Origin of the sequence: Mesorhizobium sp. ZC-5 (assembly GCF_025753855.1) — a bacterium.
In the GTDB taxonomy this organism is placed as follows: Bacteria; Pseudomonadota; Alphaproteobacteria; order Rhizobiales; family Rhizobiaceae; genus Neomesorhizobium.
Genome location: NZ_JAOWPT010000002.1, coordinates 797,995 through 818,464 on the forward strand (window position 1 = coordinate 797,995; position 20,470 = coordinate 818,464).

The 20,470-nt window shown below is 63.1% G+C and carries 25 protein-coding genes and 1 tRNA gene; 12 read left to right on the top strand and 14 right to left on the bottom strand.

What is annotated here, in order from left to right:
• Positions 1-4: 4 nt before the first annotated feature.
• From OHD58_RS07185 to OHD58_RS07195, 3 genes are all read right to left on the bottom strand, one after another.
• A complete protein-coding gene (locus tag OHD58_RS07185; RefSeq protein WP_263802396.1) occupies positions 5-415 on the bottom strand; it encodes a hypothetical protein in 411 nt (136 codons plus the stop codon).
• Between the two features lie 60 nt (positions 416-475).
• Complete coding sequence (locus OHD58_RS07190) at positions 476-748, bottom strand: hypothetical protein (protein WP_263802397.1); 273 nt, start codon at positions 746-748, stop codon at positions 476-478.
• A gap of 463 nt (positions 749-1,211) precedes the next feature.
• Positions 1,212-1,301 (bottom strand) — tRNA-Ser (locus tag OHD58_RS07195).
• 185 nt (positions 1,302-1,486) lie between these two features.
• On the opposite strand from OHD58_RS07195, the gene OHD58_RS07200 reads away from it, so the two are divergent.
• The 5 genes from OHD58_RS07200 (at position 1,487) to OHD58_RS07220 (ending at position 5,150) form a co-directional block, all read left to right on the top strand.
• Positions 1,487-2,227, top strand: a complete 741-nt coding sequence (locus OHD58_RS07200) for a hypothetical protein (RefSeq protein WP_263802398.1) — start codon at positions 1,487-1,489, stop codon at positions 2,225-2,227.
• A gap of 108 nt (positions 2,228-2,335) precedes the next feature.
• The gene (locus OHD58_RS07205; RefSeq protein ID WP_263802399.1) at positions 2,336-2,662 is read left to right on the top strand and encodes a hypothetical protein; all 327 of its coding nucleotides are present in this window, start codon (positions 2,336-2,338) and stop codon (positions 2,660-2,662) included.
• Positions 2,663-2,728: 66 nt separating this feature from the next.
• The gene (msrA, locus tag OHD58_RS07210; protein WP_263802400.1) at positions 2,729-3,394 is read left to right on the top strand and encodes a peptide-methionine (S)-S-oxide reductase MsrA; all 666 of its coding nucleotides are present in this window, start codon (positions 2,729-2,731) and stop codon (positions 3,392-3,394) included.
• Between the two features lie 203 nt (positions 3,395-3,597).
• Positions 3,598-4,587, top strand: a complete 990-nt coding sequence (locus OHD58_RS07215; protein ID WP_263802401.1) for a BMP family lipoprotein — start codon at positions 3,598-3,600, stop codon at positions 4,585-4,587.
• Positions 4,588-4,691: 104 nt separating this feature from the next.
• Positions 4,692-5,150, top strand: a complete 459-nt coding sequence (locus OHD58_RS07220) for a GNAT family N-acetyltransferase (RefSeq protein WP_263802402.1) — start codon at positions 4,692-4,694, stop codon at positions 5,148-5,150.
• A 68-nt stretch (positions 5,151-5,218) separates the two neighbouring features.
• Here OHD58_RS07220 and OHD58_RS07225 read toward each other — a convergent pair whose 3' ends face one another.
• Together OHD58_RS07225 and OHD58_RS07230 are read right to left on the bottom strand one after the other, a co-directional pair.
• Entirely contained in the window at positions 5,219-6,511 is a 1,293-nt protein-coding gene (locus OHD58_RS07225; RefSeq protein ID WP_263802403.1) for an aminotransferase class V-fold PLP-dependent enzyme, read from the bottom strand.
• 120 nt (positions 6,512-6,631) lie between these two features.
• Entirely contained in the window at positions 6,632-6,823 is a 192-nt protein-coding gene (locus OHD58_RS07230) for a DUF6958 family protein (RefSeq protein ID WP_263802405.1), read from the bottom strand.
• A 276-nt stretch (positions 6,824-7,099) separates the two neighbouring features.
• Between OHD58_RS07230 and OHD58_RS07235 the strand changes: the two genes are divergently transcribed.
• Positions 7,100-7,279: a hypothetical protein gene (locus tag OHD58_RS07235; protein WP_263802406.1), complete on the top strand. Its 180-nt coding sequence runs from the start codon at positions 7,100-7,102 to the stop codon at positions 7,277-7,279.
• A 68-nt stretch (positions 7,280-7,347) separates the two neighbouring features.
• Here OHD58_RS07235 and OHD58_RS07240 read toward each other — a convergent pair whose 3' ends face one another.
• The 5 genes from OHD58_RS07240 to OHD58_RS07260 form a co-directional block, all read right to left on the bottom strand.
• Positions 7,348-7,980 (bottom strand): LysE family translocator, encoded by a 633-nt coding sequence (locus tag OHD58_RS07240; protein WP_263802408.1) that lies wholly within the window; start codon positions 7,978-7,980, stop codon positions 7,348-7,350.
• 104 nt (positions 7,981-8,084) lie between these two features.
• Positions 8,085-9,098, bottom strand: a complete 1,014-nt coding sequence (locus OHD58_RS07245; RefSeq protein ID WP_263802409.1) for a glycoside hydrolase family 25 protein — start codon at positions 9,096-9,098, stop codon at positions 8,085-8,087.
• Positions 9,099-9,367: 269 nt separating this feature from the next.
• Entirely contained in the window at positions 9,368-9,796 is a 429-nt protein-coding gene (locus tag OHD58_RS07250; protein ID WP_263802410.1) for a hypothetical protein, read from the bottom strand.
• A gap of 77 nt (positions 9,797-9,873) precedes the next feature.
• Positions 9,874-10,083: a SlyX family protein gene (locus OHD58_RS07255; RefSeq protein WP_412177173.1), complete on the bottom strand. Its 210-nt coding sequence runs from the start codon at positions 10,081-10,083 to the stop codon at positions 9,874-9,876.
• Positions 10,080-10,526 (bottom strand): acyl-CoA thioesterase, encoded by a 447-nt coding sequence (locus OHD58_RS07260; RefSeq protein ID WP_263802411.1) that lies wholly within the window; start codon positions 10,524-10,526, stop codon positions 10,080-10,082. The genes OHD58_RS07255 and OHD58_RS07260 overlap by 4 nt, the downstream gene beginning before the upstream one ends.
• 132 nt (positions 10,527-10,658) lie before the next feature.
• Between OHD58_RS07260 and OHD58_RS07265 the strand changes: the two genes are divergently transcribed.
• The 6 genes from OHD58_RS07265 to deoA all read left to right on the top strand — a co-directional run bounded on the left by OHD58_RS07265 (position 10,659) and on the right by deoA (position 16,965).
• Positions 10,659-12,191: an ABC transporter ATP-binding protein gene (locus OHD58_RS07265; RefSeq protein ID WP_263802412.1), complete on the top strand. Its 1,533-nt coding sequence runs from the start codon at positions 10,659-10,661 to the stop codon at positions 12,189-12,191.
• Positions 12,188-13,327, top strand: a complete 1,140-nt coding sequence (locus OHD58_RS07270; RefSeq protein WP_263802413.1) for an ABC transporter permease — start codon at positions 12,188-12,190, stop codon at positions 13,325-13,327. The genes OHD58_RS07265 and OHD58_RS07270 overlap by 4 nt, the downstream gene beginning before the upstream one ends.
• 1 nt (position 13,328) lies before the next feature.
• On the top strand, positions 13,329-14,291 hold the full coding sequence (locus OHD58_RS07275) for an ABC transporter permease (RefSeq protein WP_263802414.1): 963 nt from the start codon (positions 13,329-13,331) through the stop codon (positions 14,289-14,291).
• Positions 14,292-14,419: 128 nt separating this feature from the next.
• On the top strand, positions 14,420-14,812 hold the full coding sequence (cdd, locus tag OHD58_RS07280; protein WP_263802415.1) for a cytidine deaminase: 393 nt from the start codon (positions 14,420-14,422) through the stop codon (positions 14,810-14,812).
• Positions 14,809-15,615, top strand: a complete 807-nt coding sequence (locus OHD58_RS07285; RefSeq protein ID WP_263802416.1) for a purine-nucleoside phosphorylase — start codon at positions 14,809-14,811, stop codon at positions 15,613-15,615. The genes cdd and OHD58_RS07285 overlap by 4 nt, the downstream gene beginning before the upstream one ends.
• Positions 15,616-15,642: 27 nt before the next feature.
• Positions 15,643-16,965 carry a thymidine phosphorylase gene (gene deoA / locus OHD58_RS07290; RefSeq protein WP_263802417.1) on the top strand — a complete coding sequence of 441 codons (1,323 nt, stop codon included), beginning with the start codon at positions 15,643-15,645 and terminating at the stop codon, positions 16,963-16,965.
• A 592-nt stretch (positions 16,966-17,557) separates the two neighbouring features.
• Here the strand turns inward: deoA and OHD58_RS07295 are convergent.
• The 4 genes from OHD58_RS07295 to OHD58_RS07310 form a co-directional block, all read right to left on the bottom strand.
• Complete coding sequence (locus tag OHD58_RS07295) at positions 17,558-18,121, bottom strand: TIGR02281 family clan AA aspartic protease (protein ID WP_318528240.1); 564 nt, start codon at positions 18,119-18,121, stop codon at positions 17,558-17,560.
• Between the two features lie 126 nt (positions 18,122-18,247).
• A complete protein-coding gene (locus tag OHD58_RS07300; protein ID WP_263802419.1) occupies positions 18,248-18,643 on the bottom strand; it encodes a lysozyme inhibitor LprI family protein in 396 nt (131 codons plus the stop codon).
• Between the two features lie 69 nt (positions 18,644-18,712).
• Positions 18,713-19,342: a uracil phosphoribosyltransferase gene (gene upp / locus OHD58_RS07305; protein ID WP_263802421.1), complete on the bottom strand. Its 630-nt coding sequence runs from the start codon at positions 19,340-19,342 to the stop codon at positions 18,713-18,715.
• A 101-nt stretch (positions 19,343-19,443) separates the two neighbouring features.
• Complete coding sequence (locus OHD58_RS07310) at positions 19,444-20,424, bottom strand: adenosine deaminase (protein WP_263802422.1); 981 nt, start codon at positions 20,422-20,424, stop codon at positions 19,444-19,446.
• Positions 20,425-20,470 lie beyond the last annotated feature (46 nt).

Genomic DNA, 20,470 nt, shown 5'->3' on the forward strand with positions numbered 1-20,470 from the left:
TTTTCTATGAGATGGATTTTGTGAACCCGCCTAGCAGGCCGCCAAACAGCGAACCGATCTTAACGTATGTCGAGGCACCGAGTGACGCGTCCGGGGTGGCAATTGTCTCTTGGATCGTGGGTTTTGGCAACTCGCCACCAGTAGGCGTCTGCATCATGGCGAGGCCACGGGAAGTTAGTTGTGTGCCCATGAAACCGCTCTCGTCAGTGGTTCCGGGGATTTCCTCGATAATCGTGACCGCTCCCTCTTTGATAAGCCAATTCATGACATCGCCAAATAGCAGTTCATGCTCCTCGGCGTCGCCGTCTGGAAGCGTGCCTCCGTACAAATCCACTAGCCACAGATCAGTCCGCCGCAAACCGCGCGCTTGGAGGTGGCTAAGTATGCGACCTATAAGCTCATAGGACTCGTTCATCCTACTTAACTCCCAGCGTTCATTGTATAATCGTCTCTGGTTCCAGCCGTAACGGTCGAGTCACGCGCTCCACCCGAACGTCCGTGCCACCTCGACAACAGCCACAATCACGGTGGCAATGGTGACTGCTAGCGCCATTGCCCTTTCAAATGTTGCAAGCCGTCTTTCAGTTACGAGCGGCTGGCCGTCCCAGTAGAGTTGGTTTGTTGCTGTATGGACGCCTAGAAGCGACAAGCCGTTTTGGCTAATGCCCTTCACACCTTCCGGCCAATAATCCGGAGTTTCATCCGGGGCATATTTATGCCTGCGGATGTTATCCCAATCCTGTTTCATCGACCCCTCCCTTACCTCGGATGGTTTCTAGCGCACGATCCGAGGAGAAGCGAGATGATAGAGACGCGCCGGGGGCAAAGGCTGGTGACGGGACATTTTCGCGCCCTGGCGCTTTGCTTTGGCTATCCTGGGCAAGTCCTGCTTGGCGGTTTTCTCCAGACCGCATTCGTAATGCGCCGGCCCGCAGTTCGGGTTTGTGTCCGACCCCAACAGGCCAAGGGCGCGGACGTGCTCGATTATCCAGCGGTCGGTGTGCCGGTGGATCGGCCGGCCACAAGTGATGCACGGTGCAACGTTGTGGCTGGTGCAGCGCTCGCTGAAAATGTGCTGCCGGCGCTTTGCCGACATGCTACCGCGTTTTGTTGATGCTATCACTGAAATCTCCCGGCGAGGGTGGCGTTGTGCGCCAATTTGTACGCAAGGGAGGGAGGAAGCCGGATTGTCTAACGATTTCAGATATATCTGGCGGAGAGAGCGGGATTCGAACCCGCGTTACGGTCTCCCGTAAACACACTTTCCAGGCGTGCGCCTTCAACCACTCGGCCACCTCTCCGCGGACGCGACGCCATCGCTGGCAGCGCGCCGGGCTCATCTAGTCGATAGTTCGCCAAATGCCAAGCCCGCCGCGGGCGCATCTTTTGCCAGCAAAGCCTGCGAGCCGCAGATATCCGGGGCTGTGCCCGCTTGACATCGGTTTGGCGCGGCGGTTCCTTCGTCAGGGTTTGGGGGCGCTGGCGAATGACGACGATCGACGGACCGGCAGATGGCCGCCGTGGGCCTGGCGGCGGCGATCCGTGGCTGCTTTACCTGCCGGCCGGGTGGGTGGCGGTCGTCATGGCGCTCTGCGCCTATGGCATCTGGTCGTCCTGGCCGGTGATCTTCGACAACCAGTTGCCCGCAAGCATTGCTTATTTCATCTATGCGACCATTGCCGCGTCGGCCGTAACGATCCTGTGGGGATCTTATGTTCTGGCGCTCGCGCTGCGCCGTTCGCCGCACTTTCCCCGCAACTTCATCTTTTGGCAGATCGCCGATATCGCCTGGTCGCTCCTGATACAGGCCTATGTGTTGATCGTTCCGGATTTCGGTTTCAGCTTCGAAGCCCTGGCCAGGGTAGGCGTCGAGGTCGCCATCGGCCTGTTCTGCATCCAACTGGCGCGAGGCGCTTCGAGAAGCGTTGCCGGTGACGCCTTGAGTGCCGCCGCCGTCCAGACCGGGCCGGTGGCGGGGACAAGGCCGTCGTTTCTGGTGCTGGCGGCCCTCGCATTGCTCGGCGTCGTTCTGGGTGGCGTGCTCGGCTTCGGCGCCGGCTTGCTGGCAGGCATCGGCCTCGTGGAAATCAACAACATCAGCTGCTTCGAAGGCGCCTGCGGCTATTTCGCCTTCTTCCTCGGGTTTGCGGGCCTGGTGGCGGGAGCGGTCGGCGGTGGCATCTTCGCTCTGTGGCGTGGACTTCGCAGGCGTCGCTCGGCAGCCTGACGGGTCAACACGCCGTCAAATTCCCGTGTGACGATTGCGCATGACCGTCGCCAGTCCTATGTCTGCGGTCGGAAAACCCGGCAATTCCGGAAACCTGGCCAGGTCAGCATGATCCGTTTCCTGTTCCGCCTTCTGGCGATGATAGCGCTTTCGGTGGCGGCGATAATGGCGGTGCTCGATGCGACGCGCTCGATCGCGGCGTCGGCGCTGGTCACCACGCCGCTCGGCGAAAGCTGGGCAGAAACCCTGCCAGACCTGCTGATGCTCGCCGAACAGAACGTGCGTCACTATATACATCCCCTGGCCTGGGATCCGGTTGCGCTGTTTGTCCTCGGGCTGCCGGGATTTGCCGTCTTCGGAGCCCTGGCGCTGCTTTTCTATGCGATCGGACGCAGGCCAGAACGCCGCGCCGGACGCTTCGCGATACAAGCCTGATATCCGCCAAACGCCGGATTTTTCGTTGAATCCAGGCCCAAATTCGAAAAACCAAGGGAGAATTCGATGTTTTTCCTGAGCGACATGCTGAACAAGAAGCTCAATCTGCCGAAACGCGAGGAAGCGCTGCCCGGCCGCGCCACCGCGATCCCGACCGCGAACAAACACCATGTATCCAAGCGTCCACTGCAAGGGCCTTATCCGGAAGGCATGGAAAAGGCATTGTTCGGCCTTGGTTGCTTCTGGGGGGCGGAGCGCCTGTTCTGGCAGACCGAAGGCGTCTGGGTGACCGCGGTCGGTTATGCCGGCGGCGTGACGCCGAATCCGACCTACCAGGAGACCTGCACCGGCCTGACCGGCCACGCCGAGGTGGTGCTGGTCGTCTTCGATCCGAAGATTGTGTCCTACAACGACCTGCTGAAGATCTTCTGGGAGGCGCATGACCCGACGCAAGGGATGCGCCAGGGCAACGACGTCGGCACGACCTACCGGTCGGCCATCTATACCTATGGCGACGAGCAGCTGAATGCGGCGATCGCCTCCCGCGACGCCTACGAAGCGGAACTGAAGAAGGCCGGCCGCGGCAAGATCACCACCGAGATCGCCCCGGCGCCCGTCCTTTACTTCGCCGAGGAGGATCACCAGCAATATCTGTCGAAGAATCCGTACGGTTATTGCAACCTGAAGGGCACCGGCGTCGAATGCGCCATTCCGGCAACCGCCTCGGCCTGAGAAAACGCCGTTAACCGCGCCTCCCGGAACAGCATCGCTGTTTTCCAAAAGGTCAAAATTCCACGTGAATTTTCTTTTTGGCCGTGCAAGATTGGTCCAATGAGCGGGAGGAGCGACTTCCGCCATGTGCCGCCGAGCAACCGGGGAGCGTGGTCGCGGGGGCGGCACCCAATTGGAAAAATAACCAACAGGGTGTGGATCACATGAAGCGTATCGTACTCGGCCTTCTGGCCGCCACTGCACTGTCCGCCTCGGCCTTCGCCGCGGACATCAAGCCGGCGATCATCTATGATCTCGGCGGCAAGTTCGACAAATCCTTCAACGAGGCCGCCTACAACGGCGCCGAGAAGTTCAAGACCGAAACCGGCATCGCCTATCGCGATTTCGAGATCCAGAACGACGCCCAGCGCGAACAGGCGCTGCGCAAGTTTGCCGAGGACGGCAATAACCCGATCATCATGGCCGGTTTCTCCTGGGCCGCGGCGCTGGAGAAGGTTGCAGTCGAGTTCCCGGACCTGCAGTTCGCCATCATCGACATGGTCGTCGACAAGCCGAACGTCCGCTCGGTCGTCTACAAGGAGCATGAGGGCTCCTATGTCGTCGGCGTGCTTGCGGCGATGGCTTCGAAATCCAAGAAGGTTGGCTTCGTCGGCGGCATGGACATTCCGCTGATCCGCAAGTTCGGCTGCGGTTATGTCGGCGGCGCCAAGGCGGCCGGCGCGACCGACGTCATCCAGAACATGACCGGCGATACGCCGGCGGCCTGGAACGACCCGACCAAGGGCGGCGAAATCGCCAAGTCGCAGATCGACCAGGGCGCCGATGTCGTCTACGCGGCGGCCGGCGGCACCGGTGTCGGCGTCCTGCAGGCCGCTGCGGATGCCGGCAAGCTCGGCATCGGCGTCGATTCCAACCAGAACGGCCTGCAGCCCGGCAAGATCCTGACCTCGATGGTCAAGCGGGTCGACGTCGCCGTCTACAACGCCTTCATGGATGCCAAGGACGGCAAGTTCACGGCCGGCATCAACAATCTCGGCCTTAAGGAAGACGGTGTCGGCTATGCGATGGACGACAACAACAAGGACCTCGTCACCGAGGAGATGAAAGCGGCGGCCGAAAAGGCCAAGGCCGATATCATCGCCGGCACGGTCCAGGTGCACGACTACATGTCGGACAACGCCTGCCCGTACTGATCGGCGGCTTCGGCTGAATGACAGACCGCCGGGTGAAAGCCCGGCGGTTTCTTTTTTTAACACGGACCGGTTAACATCGAGCCTCACCCTGGATGAGGTTCGCCTTGCAGCATTCCGTCCGCCCACTTCTCGCCACCGACATCGCGGTGATCGCCGCGCTCCGCTATGCGGCGTTCTTCTCCGACGGAAAGCGCTCGCTGGACGAGGATGCCGCCGGCCTCTTCGACCTTTTGCGCGGCGACGGCTATGAGGCGGCATTCGTGGCGGAAGCGGACGGCCGGCCGATCGGCACCTGCCTGTTTGTGCGGCGGGAGATTGCAGCACTTCACGACGTCACCCCGTGGCTCGCCGGGCTGGTCGTAGCATCGCCTTATCGCAGGCTCGGAATTGGCCGGTCGCTGGTGGGGGCGGTGGAGCATCACGCGGCAAAGGTCGGCTGCGGCAAGCTCCATCTCTACACGGAAGATGCCGAGCCGTTCTATCACGCGCTGGGCTGGAATGTGACCGAACGCATGATCGTGGAGGGCGACCCGCTGATCCTGATGGACAAGGCGATCGGATAGCCGCCTCGCCGGCGGAGCCAGCTTCCTTCGCGATCCACGGCAAAAGGAATAGCCCGCCACGCGTTCTTTCAGGAAGCGGCCACTGTCGTCAACGCCGCGACGAGGCGGTCGAGTTCCGTTTCCGTCGTATAGAGCGCCGGCGATACCCGGATGCACTGGCCGTTGGCCACGCCGGCCCGGCGGACCGTGAGCACCTTGAATTCGTCGCGCAGCCTGGCAACGATGGCGTTGTTGTCATCCTTGCCGGTCTTGCCCTTGACGCGGAACGAGGTGATGCCGGCATGCATGCTGGCATCGTCCGGCGTCAGGATCTCCAATGTCCCGATCGAGCGGACCTTGCCGACCCAATAGTCGCGCAGATAGGAAAGCCGCGCATGTTTTGCCGGCGAGCCGATCTGTTCATGCAGGTCGAGCGCCGCCGGAACGCTGAGTGCCGCGGCGAAATTGAGGGTGCCGGTGTGGGCGCGTGAGCGGATGTCGTCGGCCGGCCAGTCCTCGTCGCCCATATGCACGTCGATGTCGGCGAGTCGGCCCTTGCGGATATAGAAGAAACCCATGCCGACCGGCGCGCCGATCCATTTGTGCAGGTTGAAGCCGACGAAATCCGCACCCAGGTCACCCGCGCCGAAGGGAATCTGCCCCCAGGAGTGGGCCGCGTCGACGATCACGTCGACGCCCTTGGCGCGCGCCATGTCGGCGATCTCACGGACCGGCATGACCAGCCCGGTGCGGTGCGATAGATGTGTCAGCAAGAGCAGCTTTGCCTTGGGCGTTTCATCGAGCACGCTCTCGTAGGCCGCAAGCACGGCCTCGCGGGTTGCCGGCTCGGGGATCGAGAATGTCTTCAGCTCGACGCCGCGGCGGCCCTGCAACGCCTTCATGGCGTATTGCATCGAATCGTAGTCTAGGTCGGAATAGAGGATGGTGTCGCCGGGCTGCAGCTTGTTGTAGCCGGAGATCAGGATCTGCAACGCCTCGGTGGCGCCGCGCGTCAGCGCGATCTCTTCCGGCAGCACGCCTGCGGCGGCGGCCAGACGGTTGCGGACGTCGTCGAAATCCTTGCCGAACCCGCTGCGCGCATAGACGGAATTCTGCCGGTTCACGCGCTGTGTCTGCTCGATGTAGGTTTCCATCACCGGCCGCGCCATGATGCCCCAATAGCCGTTCTCGAGATTGGCGATCGAGCGGTCGACTTCATAGAGATCCTGCACGGTGGCCCAGTAATTCGCGTCGCTTGCCGGCGCCGCGGCGTTTGCCGCCGGCAAGGTGACGGTTTCGGCCAGTGCCGATTTCATTGCGAGCGCGCCTGCTGCCGCGGCTGCGCTGCCAAACAGAAAACCGCGCCGTTGAATCATTCGCATCGACCTGTCCTTGAGAACGAAAGGGGCTCTCTCCATCTAGAATGCGTCTGTGACACGTTCTTGAACGTTTCCTTGCGGAGCTGTGAAATTATCCGCTCCCGGCACCGGCGTGCCGCTGTCCTACGCCTTGTGCAGCCGCAACGGCGAGACCGTCTCGCGGGCGATGAGGCCCTTGGCTTCGAGGTCGAGCTGCACCGCTTTCATCCACCAGCCTGATTTTGCGTCGCCGGGAAACAGATCCCCGGGCAGGTGCGCGACGACAGCCTGCTGGACATGCGCCACCGTCAGTCCCGGCGCCCTTTCCGGAAGCACCCGGCGACCCCAAGGAGACTGACATTCATCACGTTTGAAAAAACATTCGGAAGAACATCATCAAATGTGTTGCCTCTTATGGGGGGTCTGTAGCACAATGAGGAACGCTCAGATGTACGTGGGCCCTTAGGGGCAGTTCATCCGGCCTGGGCTCTGGAAACGCGGCGACGCCGCGTGCGGAGCTTTGGAGCCAAGAAAATGCGGCAACGTTCGTCTCGTCGTTGGACTCAACGGGATATTTCGGAACTCAGGCGCCTGGCAGGCGAACATGTACGGGTGACCGCGATCGCGCGGCAACTAGGCCGGCCGATCGTCGCCGTCGAGGCGCGTGCCGCCTTCGAGGGGATCGACCTCAAGGAGACCGGCCGCAAGCTGCTTGACCAGTGGTGGCCGATGATCCAGGAGGCCAAGGAGGCGCGGGTCAGGCAGTCGCAGATGCATGAGCCGGTGAACTAAAGGCCGGCGGTGTCGCGGTTCTGCCAGCAGCACTCGCAGCGATGCCCGTCAGATTGGCGCCCGCGAAATCAGCTTTTCTGAAGGGCGAGATTGACGCCCAGTCCGACAAGCATCGCACCGCCTGCGCGCTGCGTGAGGCGTTGGGCGCGACTTGAGCGCCGCAGCTGTGTCATCAACGCGCCCGCCAGTAGCACGCCAATCACGTCGGCCGACGAGAACATGAAGTTGACGATCGTGCCAAGAACGATGAGTTGGATCCAGACGGGAAAGTCCGCCGAGGCGTCGATGAATTGCGGCAGGAAGGCAACGAAGAAAATTGCCGTCTTGGGATTGAGGACCTCAACGGTGATACTTTCGAAGAAGGCGCGGCGGCCGGATTTAGATTCGAAACCCGGCATCGCCACATCGCCTTGTGCCCGGGTGCGGAACATCGATATGCCCAACCATACCAGATAGGCGGCGCCGGCAAACTTCACGACCATATAAAGCACCGGCACGGCGTGGAAAAGCACCGAGAGGCCGGCTGCCGCTGCTATAACGTGCACATAGCAACCGAGATGGATGCCCAACGACGCCATCAGGCCGGACCATCGGCCACGTGCCAGAGTCTGGGCCGCGGCATAGAGCATGGCTGGGCCAGGAATGAAGGCGAAGATCGCCGTCGTGGCGAGAAATGCGATGAACAACTCGATCGGCGGCATGTTCTGCTCCTGTCCCGAACCAGACGCTCGGCCGCTGCTTATACACGAAGCCGTCGCGCTGGGCAGAACTTTTGCGATACGCCGGCAGGCCGAGGCGCTACGCGTCAGCCCGAATTTGTGGCAAGCCAGTTGTGCCAGGTCTTTTCGCTTCCGTGGAAGACGTTGAGGTCGATCTGGCCTTTCACGCCATGTGAGAGGCCGGACCCGGAGTACTGCCAGAACACCCACTTGCGGCCCGGATAGACCTTCGATGGATGCGCCGCGACCGAGCGCAGCCAGAACGGGTAGTCGAGGAACGCACCCTTCAGATTGTCGCGATAGAAATCGGGAGCGGTGTAGATGATGGGGCGCTGGCCGTAGTGCCGCTCCAGCTTGTCCATGAAAACCTGCATTTTCTCCAGCACGCGCTCGCGTGAAGGGCGTTTCCTGCAGCGCGACTCGCCATTCCATTCCACGTCGATGACGGGCGGTAGCGCGTTTTCGGCCTTCGGGACGTTGCGGATGAACCAGTCGGCCTGCTCGCCGGCCGTGCGGCACCAGTAGAAGAAGTGATAGGCTCCCCGCCTCAGGCCGGCCTGGCCCGCGGCGCGCCAGTTTTTCTTGAACATCGGGTCGAGATGGTCGCCGCCGTCGGTGGCCTTGATATAGGCGAAATTGGCCCCCTGGGTGCGAAGCCTGGCCCAGTCTATGTCGCCTTGCCAGCGCGAGACGTCGACGCCGTGGACCGCAAGCTGCTTGGGTGAGGACTTGCCGAAGTTGATCGGCTTGGCGTCGCGAAAACGGCGGCTGTAGATTTCACCGGGGACGAAGGGCCGTGTGCGGACCGAAGGCTTTTCCGGCGGCACCAATGCGATCGGCTCGACCTGCGGCGCCGTCTCGATTTCCGGAGCCACGACAGCCATCGCCTGCCGGCTGGGTATCTCCCGCGGGGCGGCCAAGTCGCGCGTGACGGCGGCGCCAACCTCGACGGGAGGCACCGGCCCGTCTGGGACGCTGCCGATCGAACTCGTCACTTCCGTCGACGGGCGCTGGACCTGCAGAGCCTCTTCCAGGCCGGAACTTGAGGTGCAGCCGCTCAACGCGAGGCAGGCGAAAAGAAGGAAGGCTAGTGAACGCATCTGAACCCGTACGCAGAACAAAGCGACCGCGGACAGATACCCAAATCCACCGGACCGCACCGGCCCGATTTACTAACGAGAAATTACCAACAAAGACTGAATCCGAATCAAATTGGCACGACTGTCGGCGCCCACGCGAACGTATGATTGACGATCGGTTAACGAGGTCGGTTCAGGCCGCCGGCCGTTTCGCCAAGGTCCTTGACCAGGACGGGGCCAGGCGGCCGCCCTGTGGTCGATCCAGGCATCGGATGCAGGAATTGGCTGGATCAGAACAGCCAGCCTGTGCCGGTGAGATAGCCGGCGGCGAAAGCGGCGAGCAATCCCGCTACCATGAATGCGGCAAGCCGGCGGGGCAAAGGGCCGGCAATGGTCCCGACAGGCTGCGAAGCCTTGCGGTTGGCTCCTATCGGTCTGGTTTCCGCGGCTCGCCGCGACCAATCGCCGGTTTCGAAAGCCGGCCGCATCTGCGGCATGTCGGCGATCCGCGTGGCGATCGCATTCCACGATGCGTCAGCAGTGTCTCCCGGCGGCACGGCTACGTCGAACATGTGCATGCGTTCGGCGATGTCGATTACCGCATCCCGAAAGTCCGGGTCTATCTCGAGGTCGCGTTCGGCGCGGTCGCGCTCTGCGTCGTCCATCAGGCCGAGCACATAATTGCCTGCGCGTGCAATGCGGTCCGGTTCCGTCGTCATCCCAGCAAGCCACCCTGGCGCTTTGTATTATATTAGCGCCTCTGCAATAAAGAGTTAAGAGGGTCTGGCCGGCGGGTTCACCAGTGCGGCGGCTTGGTGATTGGGGTTTCCGGGGCGCTCTGCTCCTCCAGCGCCAGGAACCGCTCGGCCAGTGTATCGAGTTTCTTCTGCAGCCGTTCGATCGTCTTCCACTGCTCGGCGATCTGCGCGGAAAGTTCCTCGATGGTCTTTTCCTGTTCCGTATGGCGGATTTCCAGTGTCGTCAGCCGGTCGGCGGGCATGATCATGACTGGATCTCCTGCAAGGCGGCGCGCAGCCTGTCGTCGAGCGGTTTTGGCCGCCGCGTCGTCCGGTCGACATAGACATGCACGAAGAAACCTTCGGCGGCCGCCGCTTGCTCGTCGTTGCGGAACAGCCCGACTTCGTAGCGCACCGAGGATGAGCCGAGTTTCGCGACCCTGATGCCCGCAGTCACCACGTCCGGGAAGGCGAGTTCGCCGAAATACCGGCAGCCGGTTTCGACGACGAAGCCGATCTGCTCGCCCTTATGGATGTCGAGCGCGCCGTTTTCGATCAGCCAGCCGTTCACCGCCGTGTCGAACAGCGAATAATGCACGACATTGTTCATGTGGCCGTAGCAGTCATTGTCCATCCAGCGGGTTGTGATGGTGCGGAAGGTCCTGTAGGCGTCGCGCGTCGCCGCGGATGGGTGATTTGTCTGGTTGGTCATGGCTTCGAAATTGACAAGCGGGCGGGGATTTGTCGAGAGTGGTCGCGCGGCCGGGCCGATTGGCAAGGGAACACCGGCATGTTAAAAATTTGACCGAACGATAAAAATAAAATGGAGAGGTGGGGCCCGCGTATGGCGGAAGCTGCAATCGAGCTCATCGGCATCAACAAGAGTTTCGGCGCGGTGCATGCCAATCGCGACATCCATCTGGAAATCCCGCGCGGCACCATCCACGGCATCATCGGCGAGAACGGCGCCGGCAAGTCGACGCTGATGTCGATCCTCTACGGTTTCTACCAGGCCGACAGCGGCGAGATCCAGGTCGGCGGCAAGCCGACGCTGATCAAGACGCCCAACGACGCCATCGCGGTCGGCATCGGCATGGTGCATCAGCATTTCATGCTGGTGCAGAATTTCACGGTGATCGAGAACATCATCCTGGGCGCCGAGGGCGAGGCCTTGCTGAAGACCTCGATCGCCAAGGCGCGCTCCGAACTGGAGCGCCTGGAACGCGAATACGGCCTGGAGGTCGATCCCGACGCTGTCATCGAGGAACTGCCGGTCGGGCTGCAGCAGCGCGTGGAAATCCTCAAGGCGCTCTACCGCGGCGCCGAGATCCTGATCCTCGACGAGCCGACCGGCGTGCTGACACCGGCCGAGGCTGACCATCTGTTCCGCATCCTCAAGCAGTTGAAGGAACAGGGCAAGACGATCGTTCTCATCACCCACAAGCTGCGCGAGATCATGGCGATCACCGACAACGTCTCGGTGATGCGCCAAGGCACCATGGTTGCCACCCGCAAGACCTCGGAGACCACCGTCGAGGAACTGGCCGAGCTGATGGTCGGCCGCCGCGTGCTGCTGCGCGTCGAGAAGGGCGAGACGAAGTCCGGTGGGTTCAAGCTGTCGGTCAAGAACCTGACCGTCAAGGATTCGCGCGGCGTCACCATGGTCGACGACGTCTCCTTCGACGTGCGTGCCGGCGAGATCGTCGGCATCGCCGGCGTTGCCGGCAACGGCCAGTCGGAACTGATCGAGGCCATATCGGGCGTTCGCCGCGCCGTGTCGGGCAGCGTCATGCTCGACGGCAAGCCGATCGACGTCGTCGGCGTGGCCGACCCTGGCGAACTGCGCGACCGCGGCCTGGCGCATGTGCCGGAAGACCGCCACCATGTCGGGCTGGTGCTCGCCTTCGAGGAGAACGAGAACTCGATCCTCGGTTATCACGACGACCCGAAATACCTTAAGGGCCCGTTCCTCGACATCGACGCGATCATGGCCGATGCCAAAGAGAAGATCGAAAAATACGATATCCGGCCGGGGAACCCGAAGCTGAAGACCGCCAATTTTTCCGGCGGCAACCAGCAGAAGATCGTGCTCGCCCGCGAGATGGAGCAGGATCCCGGCGTGCTGATCGTCGGCCAGCCGACGCGCGGCGTCGATGTCGGCGCCATCGAGTTCATCCACAAGCGGCTGATCGCCATGCGCGACGCAGGCAAGGCGGTGCTGTTGATCTCGGTCGAACTCGACGAGATACGCTCGCTTTCCGATCGCATCCTGGTGATGTTTGCCGGCCGCGTCGTCGGCGAACGCGGCCCCGACGCCACCGAGGGCGAGCTCGGCCTGCTGATGGCCGGCGTCGAGCACAAGGAGGCCGCGGAGTGAGCACCCCCTACGCAAAACTGCCGGGCTGGGCCGACTACGGGCTGATCCCGCTCATCAATCTGCTGGTCGCCTTCATCATGGCCGGCCTGGTGGTGCTTCTGGTCGGAGAAAATCCGCTGCGTGCCGCCGTCATCCTGGTCGACGGCGCTTTCGGCAGCGGCCAGAACATAGCCTACACGCTCTACTACGCGACCAACTTCATCTTCACCGGCCTTGCCGTCGCGGTGGCGTTTCATGCTGGCCTCTTCAACATCGGCGGGGAGGGGCAGGCCTATATTGCCGGCCTCGGCGTCTCGCTGGTGGCGCTCGCCTTCGACAGCGTGCTGCCGTGGTGGTTGACCTTTCCATTAGCAATCGCCGGCGCCGCTCTTGTCGGCGCGTTGTGGGCGCTGATTCCGGCCTATCTGCAGGCCAAGCGCGGCTCGCACATCGTCATCACTACCATCATGTTCAACTTCATCGCCGCCTCGGTGATGGTCTACATGCTGGTCAACGTGCTGAAGCCCGCTGCCGAGCAGGCCCCGCAGACCCGGCAGTTCCTCGATGGCGGCCAACTGCCGAAGCTCAATTTCATTCTGGAGGCGCTCGGCCTGTCGGTGCGTTCGGCGCCGCTCAACATCTCCTTCCTGCTTGCGCTGGTGATGGCGGTGTTCGTCTGGGCGCTGATCTGGCGCACCAGGCTCGGCTACGAGATCCGCACCTTCGGCTTCAGCCCGAAGGCGGCGCGCTATGCCGGCATTTCGGAAAGCCGCATCACCATCATTGCCATGATGATCTCCGGCGGCCTTGCCGGCATGATGGCGCTCAATCCCATCATGGGCGACCAGCACCACATGGCGCTCGACTTCGTCGCCGGCGCCGGCTTCGTCGGCATCGCGGTGGCGCTGATGGGCCGTTCGCACCCGATCGGCATCGTGCCCGCCGCGATCCTGTTCGGCATGCTCTACCAGGGCGGCGCCGAACTCGCCTTCGAGATGCCCAACATCAGCCGCGACATGATCGTCATCATCCAGGGACTGGTCATCCTGTTCGCCGGGGCGCTCGAGCATATGTTCCGCCCGACAATCCAGACATTGTTTGCCTCGCTCAGCCCGCGCTCCATGGGGATCCCGGCCGCCAAGACCGGAGGCGCTTGAGATGGATCTGCTCGTCCAGCTTCTCGATGCCACCATCCGCGTATCGGTGCCGTTGCTGCTTGCCTGCCTCGCCGGCCTCTATTCGGAGCGCGCCGGCATCTTCGACATCGGCCTCGAAGGTAAGATGCTGGCTGGCGCCTTTGCCGGCGCCTCGGCCGCTGCGGTCAGCGGCTCGGCATGGGTGGGGCTTCTCGCCGCCGTGGCGATTGCCGTCTTGCTGGCGCTGGTGCACGGTTTCGCCTCCATCACCCATCGCGGCAACCAGATCGTTTCGGGCGTCGCCATCAATTTCATCGCCGCAGGCTCGACGATCATCCTTGGCCAGGCGTGGTTCCGCCAGGGCGGCCGTACCCCGGCCCTTTCCGGCGATGCGCGTTTCAGCGCCATCGAATTGCCCGGCGCCGAAGCGCTGCGCGATGTGCCGGTCATCGGCACCATCTATTCCGACCTCATCTCCGGCCATTCGCTGCTGGTCTACGTCGCCTTCCTGATGGTGCCGTTCACCTGGTGGGTGCTGTTCCGCACCCGCTTTGGCCTGCGGCTTCGCGCCGTCGGAGAAAACCCAGCCGCCGTCGACACCGCCGGCATCTCGGTGACCTGGCTGCGCTATCGCGCCGTAATCTGTACCGGCATCCTGACCGGCCTTGCCGGGGCATACCTGTCGGTCGCCCAGAACGCGGGCTTCGTCAAGGACATGACCGCCGGCAAGGGGTATATCGCGCTCGCCGCCCTGATCTTTGCCAAGTGGAAACCGGTGCCGGCGATGTTCGCCTGCCTGTTGTTCGGCTTCCTCGACGCGGCTTCGATCCGCTTCCAGGGCATGCCGTGGCCGGTCATCGGCAAGGTGCCGGTGCAGCTGATCAACGCGCTGCCGTTCATCCTGACCATCATCCTTCTCGCCGGTTTCATCGGCAAGGCGATCCCGCCGCGCGCCGGCGGCGTGCCTTACGTGAAGGAACGGTGAGATGCGGCAGTCGGCAGTCGGCAGTCGGCAGTCGGATGAAGTTGTCCGTCTACGAAAACCGACGTTAACGAGACGTCGCTCGCATTTCCCGACTGCCGACTGCCGATTGCCGACTGCCGGAGTCCCCCATGTCCCATGATCTCTTCCTCGCGGCTCGAGAGGCCATGGCGAAATCCTATGCGCCCTATTCGAAATTCCCGGTGGGTGCAGCGATCCGCACCGAGGACGGCCGTATTTTCACTGGCGCCAATATCGAAATTGCTTCCTACCCGGAAGGCTGGTGCGCCGAAACCACGGCTCTCGGCCACTACATCATGGCCGGCGGCGGCAAGATCGCCGAGATCGCCGTCGTTGCCGAACGCATGGCGCGGATCACGCCCTGTGGCGGTTGCCGCCAGCGATTGGCCGAATTCGCGCGGCCTGAAGCCAGGCTGCATCTTTGCGACAATGACGGCATCGTCGAGACCGTCACCATGGGCGAGATGCTGCCCTACGGATTCCAGGGCGAGATGCTGAAATGAAGGAAGCAATCGATCATCTGGTCGAGCGGCTCGACGGATTGGCGCCCACGGTGGGCCTCGTGCTGGGTTCAGGCCTTGGCGGGCTCGTCGACGAGGTCGAGAACGCGGTGCGCATTTCCTACGCCGACCTGCCGGGTTTCCCGAAAAGCGGCGTCACCGGCCACGCGGGCGAAGTCGTCGCCGGACACTTTGCCGGCACGCCGGTGCTGATGCTGGCCGGTCGCGCCCATTATTACGAACATGGCAATGCCGCTGCCATGCGCCCGGTGATCGAGACCCTGGCGGGCATCGGCATTACCCACCTGATCCTGACCAACGCCGCAGGCTCGCTGGAGGCAGACATGCCGCCCGGTTCGGTGATGCTGATCACCGACCATATCAATTTTTCAGGCTCGAACCCGCTGTTCGGCGAACCGACCGACCGCCGTTTCGTCGGCCTGACCGAGGCCTACGACGCCGGTATCCGTACCGCGATCGAGACGGCGGCAAGCGCCACGGGGACTTCCCTGCACAAGGGCGTCTACATGTGGTTTTCCGGCCCGTCCTTCGAGACCCCGGCCGAGATCCGCATGGCGCGTGTCCTTGGCGCCAATGCCGTCGGCATGTCGACGGTGCCGGAAGTCATCCTGGCGCGCTTCTATGGGTTGCGCGTCGCCGCCTGTTCGGTGATCACCAACCTCGCCGCCGGCATGACCGGCGGGGAGCTTTCGCACCAGGAAACCAAGGACATGGCGCCGCTTGGCGGCAGGCGACTGGCGACGATCCTGCGCGAGGTGCTCGGCAAGGGGCTGCTGGATGGGTAGCGTCGTGGCGAAAGGTGCCGGCTGACGATGCTCCCCCAGGAGATCATCCGCCGCAAGCGTGACAGCCTGCCGCTGTCGGCGGAGGAGATCGGAACTTTCGTCCGCGGCATCACGTCCGGCGATGTCACCGAAGGCCAGATTTCGGCGCTCGCCATGGCGATCTTCTTCAATGGCATGAGCCGCGCCGAGGCGGTTGCGCTGACGCTAGCCATGCGCGATTCGGGCGACGTGCTCGATTGGTCGGAGCTTCCCGGGCCGGTCACCGACAAGCACTCGACCGGTGGCGTCGGCGACAATGTCTCGCTGATGCTGGCGCCGATCGTGGCTGCCTGTGGCGCCTACGTGCCGATGATCTCAGGCCGCGGCCTCGGCCACACCGGCGGCACGCTAGACAAGATGGACTCCATACCGGGCTATGTCAGCCAGCCAGACAATGCGCTGTTTCGCAGGGCGGTGCTCGACGCGGGCTGCGCCATCATCGGCCAGACGGCCGATCTGGCGCCGGCCGACAAGCGTTTCTATGCGATCCGCGACGTCACCGCGACGGTCGAATCCGTGCCGCTGATAACCGCCTCGATCCTGTCCAAGAAACTCGCCGCCGGCCTCAGTTCGTTGGTGCTGGACGTGAAGCTCGGCAACGGCGCCTTCATGGCGAGGAGCCGCGACGCCACCGAACTGGCGACCAGCCTGGTCGAGGTTGCCAACGGCGCGGGGCTGAACACGACCGCGTTGATCACCGGCATGAACGAGCCGCTGGCGTCCGCCGCCGGCAACGCGGTCGAGGTCAGGAACGCCGTCGACTTCCTCACCGGCCGCTACCGGGACCGGCGCCTGCTCGCAGTCACCTTGGCGCTGGCCGCGGAGATGCTGCAGTCGACCGGCATTGCCGGCTCCAACCAGGAAGGCATTGCCCGTGCCACCGAGGTGCTGGAAAACGGCAAGGCGGCTGAAAATTTCGGCCGCATGGTTGCCGCCCTTGGCGGCCCGACGGATTTCGTCGAGAACGCCGGAACCTATCTTGCGATCGCGCAGGAAGAACGGCCGGTCATCGCCGCCCGCCACGGCTTCGTCACCGGCATCGCAACGCGCGAGGTCGGCCTCGCCGTCGTCGCGCTCGGCGGTGGCCGCACCCGGCCCGACGATATGGTCGATCACGCGGTTGGCGTCACCAGGCTGCTGCCGGTCGGCGCCGAAGTTCGCCGCGGCGATGTGCTCGCACTGATCCATGCACGCACGCAGAACGATGCCGATGCTGCCGTCGCCGCGATACAGGCCGCCTACACGATCGGCCCCGCCCGCCCGTCGCCACAGAAATCGGTTGTCCGCAGGATTGGGTTGCGGGGTGCTTGATCGCCCTCCCTTGAGAGGCAGACAGGCACGATTTCCTCAAGACGCGCTTCGTCGTTGCCACGCTCCGGTTTTTGCCGGCCTGGCCATTGGGAGGCTGTCGTGCCTCCCGTGTGAAAAGTGTGGGGGAGGCGGTGCGCGCCTGCCGGACGGACCGACAGCGCTGTTTTCAGTAACGATGCCCGAAAGACGCGCACCGCCGGCGTTGCTGCCCCGCCCGGCTCGCCCTGTGCCCGAAGGCCGTAAGCTCACCGTGCCACGTGAGCCGGAACCTTGGAGCCCGATCCGGCAACACCTTGGTGCCGCCTGACCGTCCCCAACCTCGCACCCGGAGCGAGGCCAGTCCCGACGCCGCCGTTCTCCCTGGTCAACCCGGTGGCCACCCAGACCCCCACAGAGAACAACACGGTCATTATGCGGGAGGCGGCGAAGGGTGTGGATGGACGATTTTTGCAAAAATCGTACAAGCCATTGAAATCATGGAGAAGAATCTTTGATTCTGTCAAGAAAGGTGGAGAAATGGGAAGAATCTTTCCACGTCTCCGCAGCGCGCGGACGCGATGTTCCGCTTCTCAAGAAGAGAGAGCCGACTGCATTACTGCACCAGAAGCAGTGCGCCGTTCTCGACGTGGAATTTCGACAGGCGGTTGAGGAAGCTCATGCCGACCAGCGTGCCGTCGAGCGCGGTGTCCTCCAGCACCGCGGCCTGGACATCCTCCACCATGATGCGGCCGATCTGGATGCGTTCGATGACGATGCCCGCGGCACGCGTGACGCCGTTCGCCGTCCGCACCTCGTATTTGAAGTCGTCCCTGTCGAGCGAAATGCCGATGCGGCGTGCCGTCGACCGGTTGATCGCGACCGTCGTGGCGCCCGTGTCGACCAGCGCTTCGACCGCGCGGCCGTTCAGCTTGAAATCCGCGACGAAATGGCCCCGTTCATCGGCCGACACCTTTACCTTCCTGCCGAGCAGCACTTCCGGCGCGGCTGGCACCGGCGTTGCGACAACCTTCAGCGTGGGCGCTGGTTCGGCCGCTTCGGTCGCGGCTTCCTCTGACGGGGCCAGCAGGCGGTGAAAAGCCTTGGGATCGGACTGGTAGGCCATCGGGATTGCCACCGATGCGGCGACAGCCATGCCGAGAATAACAAAATTGCGCATCACAGACCCGCCCTGGTAGCGGGCCGGATCGTAGCGCTTTGTCCTATCCGGCGGCTTAACGCGAACGTCCGGCGTAGTTCGGCGGGCCGAAACCGTGCTGTTGCGTTAACGAGCGGTGAACGGTCGTTATTTCGGCTCTGTGTCTTCGAAGTACGATTTGAGGTCGGCGGTTCGCGCCTCGATCACCGCGGCCCGGCAGGTCGGATAGCTCAGCACCTCTCCCTCACGGCCAAAATAGCCGCCGGCGTAGAAGAGACAGGACTTTTCCTTGTAGGAATTCCAGGCACGTTGCTCGTCGAGCAGGGCTTTGGAGGTCGCATCGTCGTCTATCTCGGAATGCACCTTCTTCCAGGTATCGTTGAGCGCCTTGTCCGCGCGCGCCATCCAATCGCCGCCACACTGGCCCCATGATGTATTGGAGCCGTCGCTGGCTTTCATGCATTTGTCGTAAGCGTCGTCGGCGTGGGCCGGCAGAACGGCGAACAATCCGGCTGCCAGAACAAAGGGAACCATGATCTTCATGAGCATTTCTCCATTCCCCGTCACGGCAACGCTAACGCGGGACGGGGAGACAGGCAACCCACAGGCGCATCACTTGGTTCCGTACAACCGGTCGCCGGCGTCGCCGAGACCGGGCACGATGTAGCCCTTTTCATTGAGCTGCCTGTCGATCGCCGCCGTATAGACCGGCACGTCGGGGTGGGCTTTCGTGAAGCGCTCGATGCCTTCGGGTGCCGCCAGCAGGCAGAGATAGCGCATGTTGGTGGCGCCGCGGCCCTTCAGCTTGTCGATCGCCGCGATCGCCGAATTGGCGGTTGCCAGCATCGGGTCGACGACGATCACCAGCCGGTCGGCAAGGTCGCTCGGCGCCTTGAAGAAATATTCCACCGCCTCCAGCGTCTCATGATCGCGATAGAGGCCGATATGGGCGACGCGCGCCGCCGGCACTAGGTCAAGCAATCCTTCCAGCAGGCCGTTGCCGGCACGCAGCACCGAGGCGAAAACCAGCTTCTTGCCTTCCAGGATCGGCGCTTCCATGGTCTCGATCGGCGTTTCGATGGTCTTGGTGGTCAGTTCGAGATCACGGGTAACCTCGTAGCCGAGCAGCAGCGAGATTTCGCGCAGCAGCCGCCGGAAGCTCGCCGTCGAGGTTTCCTTGTCGCGCATGATGGTGAGCTTGTGCTGGACAAGCGGATGGTCGACGACGGTCACGCCCTTCATGATGTTGCTCCTGGAATTTTCTGCCGCTGGTTGGCCGCAATAGTAGCGGTTGCGCGGCAAGCTAGGAACGGCCTGCGTGCTGGAACCACAGCTTTGTCGGCTCAGCGTCCTTGCACCGGTCCGTTCAGCCGCGCCAGCAGCGAAGCCTTGGTCTTCCTGTCGACGAAAGCCGCCTCGATCGCCGTGCGGGTGACGGCTGTCGCAGCCTTGTCGTCCATGCGGAAGTGCTCGCGCGCGATCTCGTATTCACGCTTCAGCGACGTCCAGAAATAAGGCGGGTCGTCCGAATTGAGCGTCACCTTGCAGCCGGCGTCCCTGAGTTTCACGAAGGGGTGGTTTTCAAAACTGTCGAACACGCTGAGCGCGATGTTGGAGCCGGGGCAGCATTCGAGCACGACGCCCTCGTCGGCGATGCGCCTGACCAGGTCGGGGTTCTCGATCGCCCGCACGCCGTGACCGATGCGCGACGGCCTTATGTGATCGAGCGCGCCCTGCACGCTTTCCCAGCCGCAGAGCTCTCCGGCATGGATGGTGATGCCGAGCCCCGCCTCGCGCGCGATCTCGAAGGCCCGCACATAATCTTCGAAGTTGCCCATCCGCTCGTCGCCGGCGACGCCGAAGCCGGTGACCAGCGGGTGTCCGCACTTTGCCGCGAAACGCGCCGATGCCTCGATCGATTCGACCCCGATGTGGCGGACGCCGGTGACGATCATGCGGCTTTCGATGCCGGTCTTGGCCTTGGCGCGTTGCATGCCTTCGCCGAGCGCGTTGGTGTAGGCGGCGGGCGAGAGGCCTGCCTTCAAGGCATGGTCGGGCGACGTGAAGAATTCCGAATAGATGCAGCCGTCACGCGCAAGGCTGGTGAGATAGTGCTCGGACAGCCGCGCATAGTCCTCCTCGGTGCGGAAAAGGTCGGAAGCCGCGTCGTAGGCGGCCAGGAACGAGGTGAAATCGTGCCAGACGAAAGCACCGTCCTTGATGAAGGACGAGACGTCCTTGCCGTATTTCTGTGCCTGTCTGACGACGAGGTCCGGCGCTGCCGCACCCTCGATGTGGCAGTGCAACTCCGCTTTCAAAACCATTAAAGATCCTCGTCATGCGCATCTGGAGCGCGGCTCTTCACCGCGC

Bases quoted from the DNA above. Each gene is read 5' to 3' on its own strand.
- OHD58_RS07260 (WP_263802411.1), bottom strand. From the start codon at position 10,526: ATGACCAACCAGACAAATCACCCATCCGCGGCGACGCGCGACGCCTAC.
- OHD58_RS07255 (WP_412177173.1), bottom strand. From the start codon at position 10,083: ATGATCATGCCCGCCGACCGGCTGACGACACTGGAAATCCGCCATACG.
- OHD58_RS07245 (WP_263802409.1), bottom strand. From the start codon at position 9,098: ATGCGTTCACTAGCCTTCCTTCTTTTCGCCTGCCTCGCGTTGAGCGGC.
- cdd (WP_263802415.1), top strand. From the start codon at position 14,420: ATGTCCCATGATCTCTTCCTCGCGGCTCGAGAGGCCATGGCGAAATCC.
- OHD58_RS07285 (WP_263802416.1), top strand. From the start codon at position 14,809: ATGAAGGAAGCAATCGATCATCTGGTCGAGCGGCTCGACGGATTGGCG.
- OHD58_RS07300 (WP_263802419.1), bottom strand. From the start codon at position 18,643: ATGAAGATCATGGTTCCCTTTGTTCTGGCAGCCGGATTGTTCGCCGTT.
- OHD58_RS07205 (WP_263802399.1), top strand. From the start codon at position 2,336: ATGATCCGTTTCCTGTTCCGCCTTCTGGCGATGATAGCGCTTTCGGTG.
- OHD58_RS07215 (WP_263802401.1), top strand. From the start codon at position 3,598: ATGAAGCGTATCGTACTCGGCCTTCTGGCCGCCACTGCACTGTCCGCC.
- OHD58_RS07265 (WP_263802412.1), top strand. From the start codon at position 10,659: ATGGCGGAAGCTGCAATCGAGCTCATCGGCATCAACAAGAGTTTCGGC.
- OHD58_RS07310 (WP_263802422.1), bottom strand. From the start codon at position 20,424: ATGGTTTTGAAAGCGGAGTTGCACTGCCACATCGAGGGTGCGGCAGCG.
- OHD58_RS07250 (WP_263802410.1), bottom strand. From the start codon at position 9,796: ATGACGACGGAACCGGACCGCATTGCACGCGCAGGCAATTATGTGCTC.
- OHD58_RS07275 (WP_263802414.1), top strand. From the start codon at position 13,329: ATGGATCTGCTCGTCCAGCTTCTCGATGCCACCATCCGCGTATCGGTG.
- OHD58_RS07190 (WP_263802397.1), bottom strand. From the start codon at position 748: ATGAAACAGGATTGGGATAACATCCGCAGGCATAAATATGCCCCGGAT.
- OHD58_RS07185 (WP_263802396.1), bottom strand. From the start codon at position 415: ATGAACGAGTCCTATGAGCTTATAGGTCGCATACTTAGCCACCTCCAA.
- OHD58_RS07200 (WP_263802398.1), top strand. From the start codon at position 1,487: ATGACGACGATCGACGGACCGGCAGATGGCCGCCGTGGGCCTGGCGGC.
- OHD58_RS07240 (WP_263802408.1), bottom strand. From the start codon at position 7,980: ATGCCGCCGATCGAGTTGTTCATCGCATTTCTCGCCACGACGGCGATC.
- OHD58_RS07295 (WP_318528240.1), bottom strand. From the start codon at position 18,121: ATGCGCAATTTTGTTATTCTCGGCATGGCTGTCGCCGCATCGGTGGCA.
- msrA (WP_263802400.1), top strand. From the start codon at position 2,729: ATGTTTTTCCTGAGCGACATGCTGAACAAGAAGCTCAATCTGCCGAAA.
- deoA (WP_263802417.1), top strand. From the start codon at position 15,643: ATGCTCCCCCAGGAGATCATCCGCCGCAAGCGTGACAGCCTGCCGCTG.
- upp (WP_263802421.1), bottom strand. From the start codon at position 19,342: ATGAAGGGCGTGACCGTCGTCGACCATCCGCTTGTCCAGCACAAGCTC.
- OHD58_RS07225 (WP_263802403.1), bottom strand. From the start codon at position 6,511: ATGCGAATGATTCAACGGCGCGGTTTTCTGTTTGGCAGCGCAGCCGCG.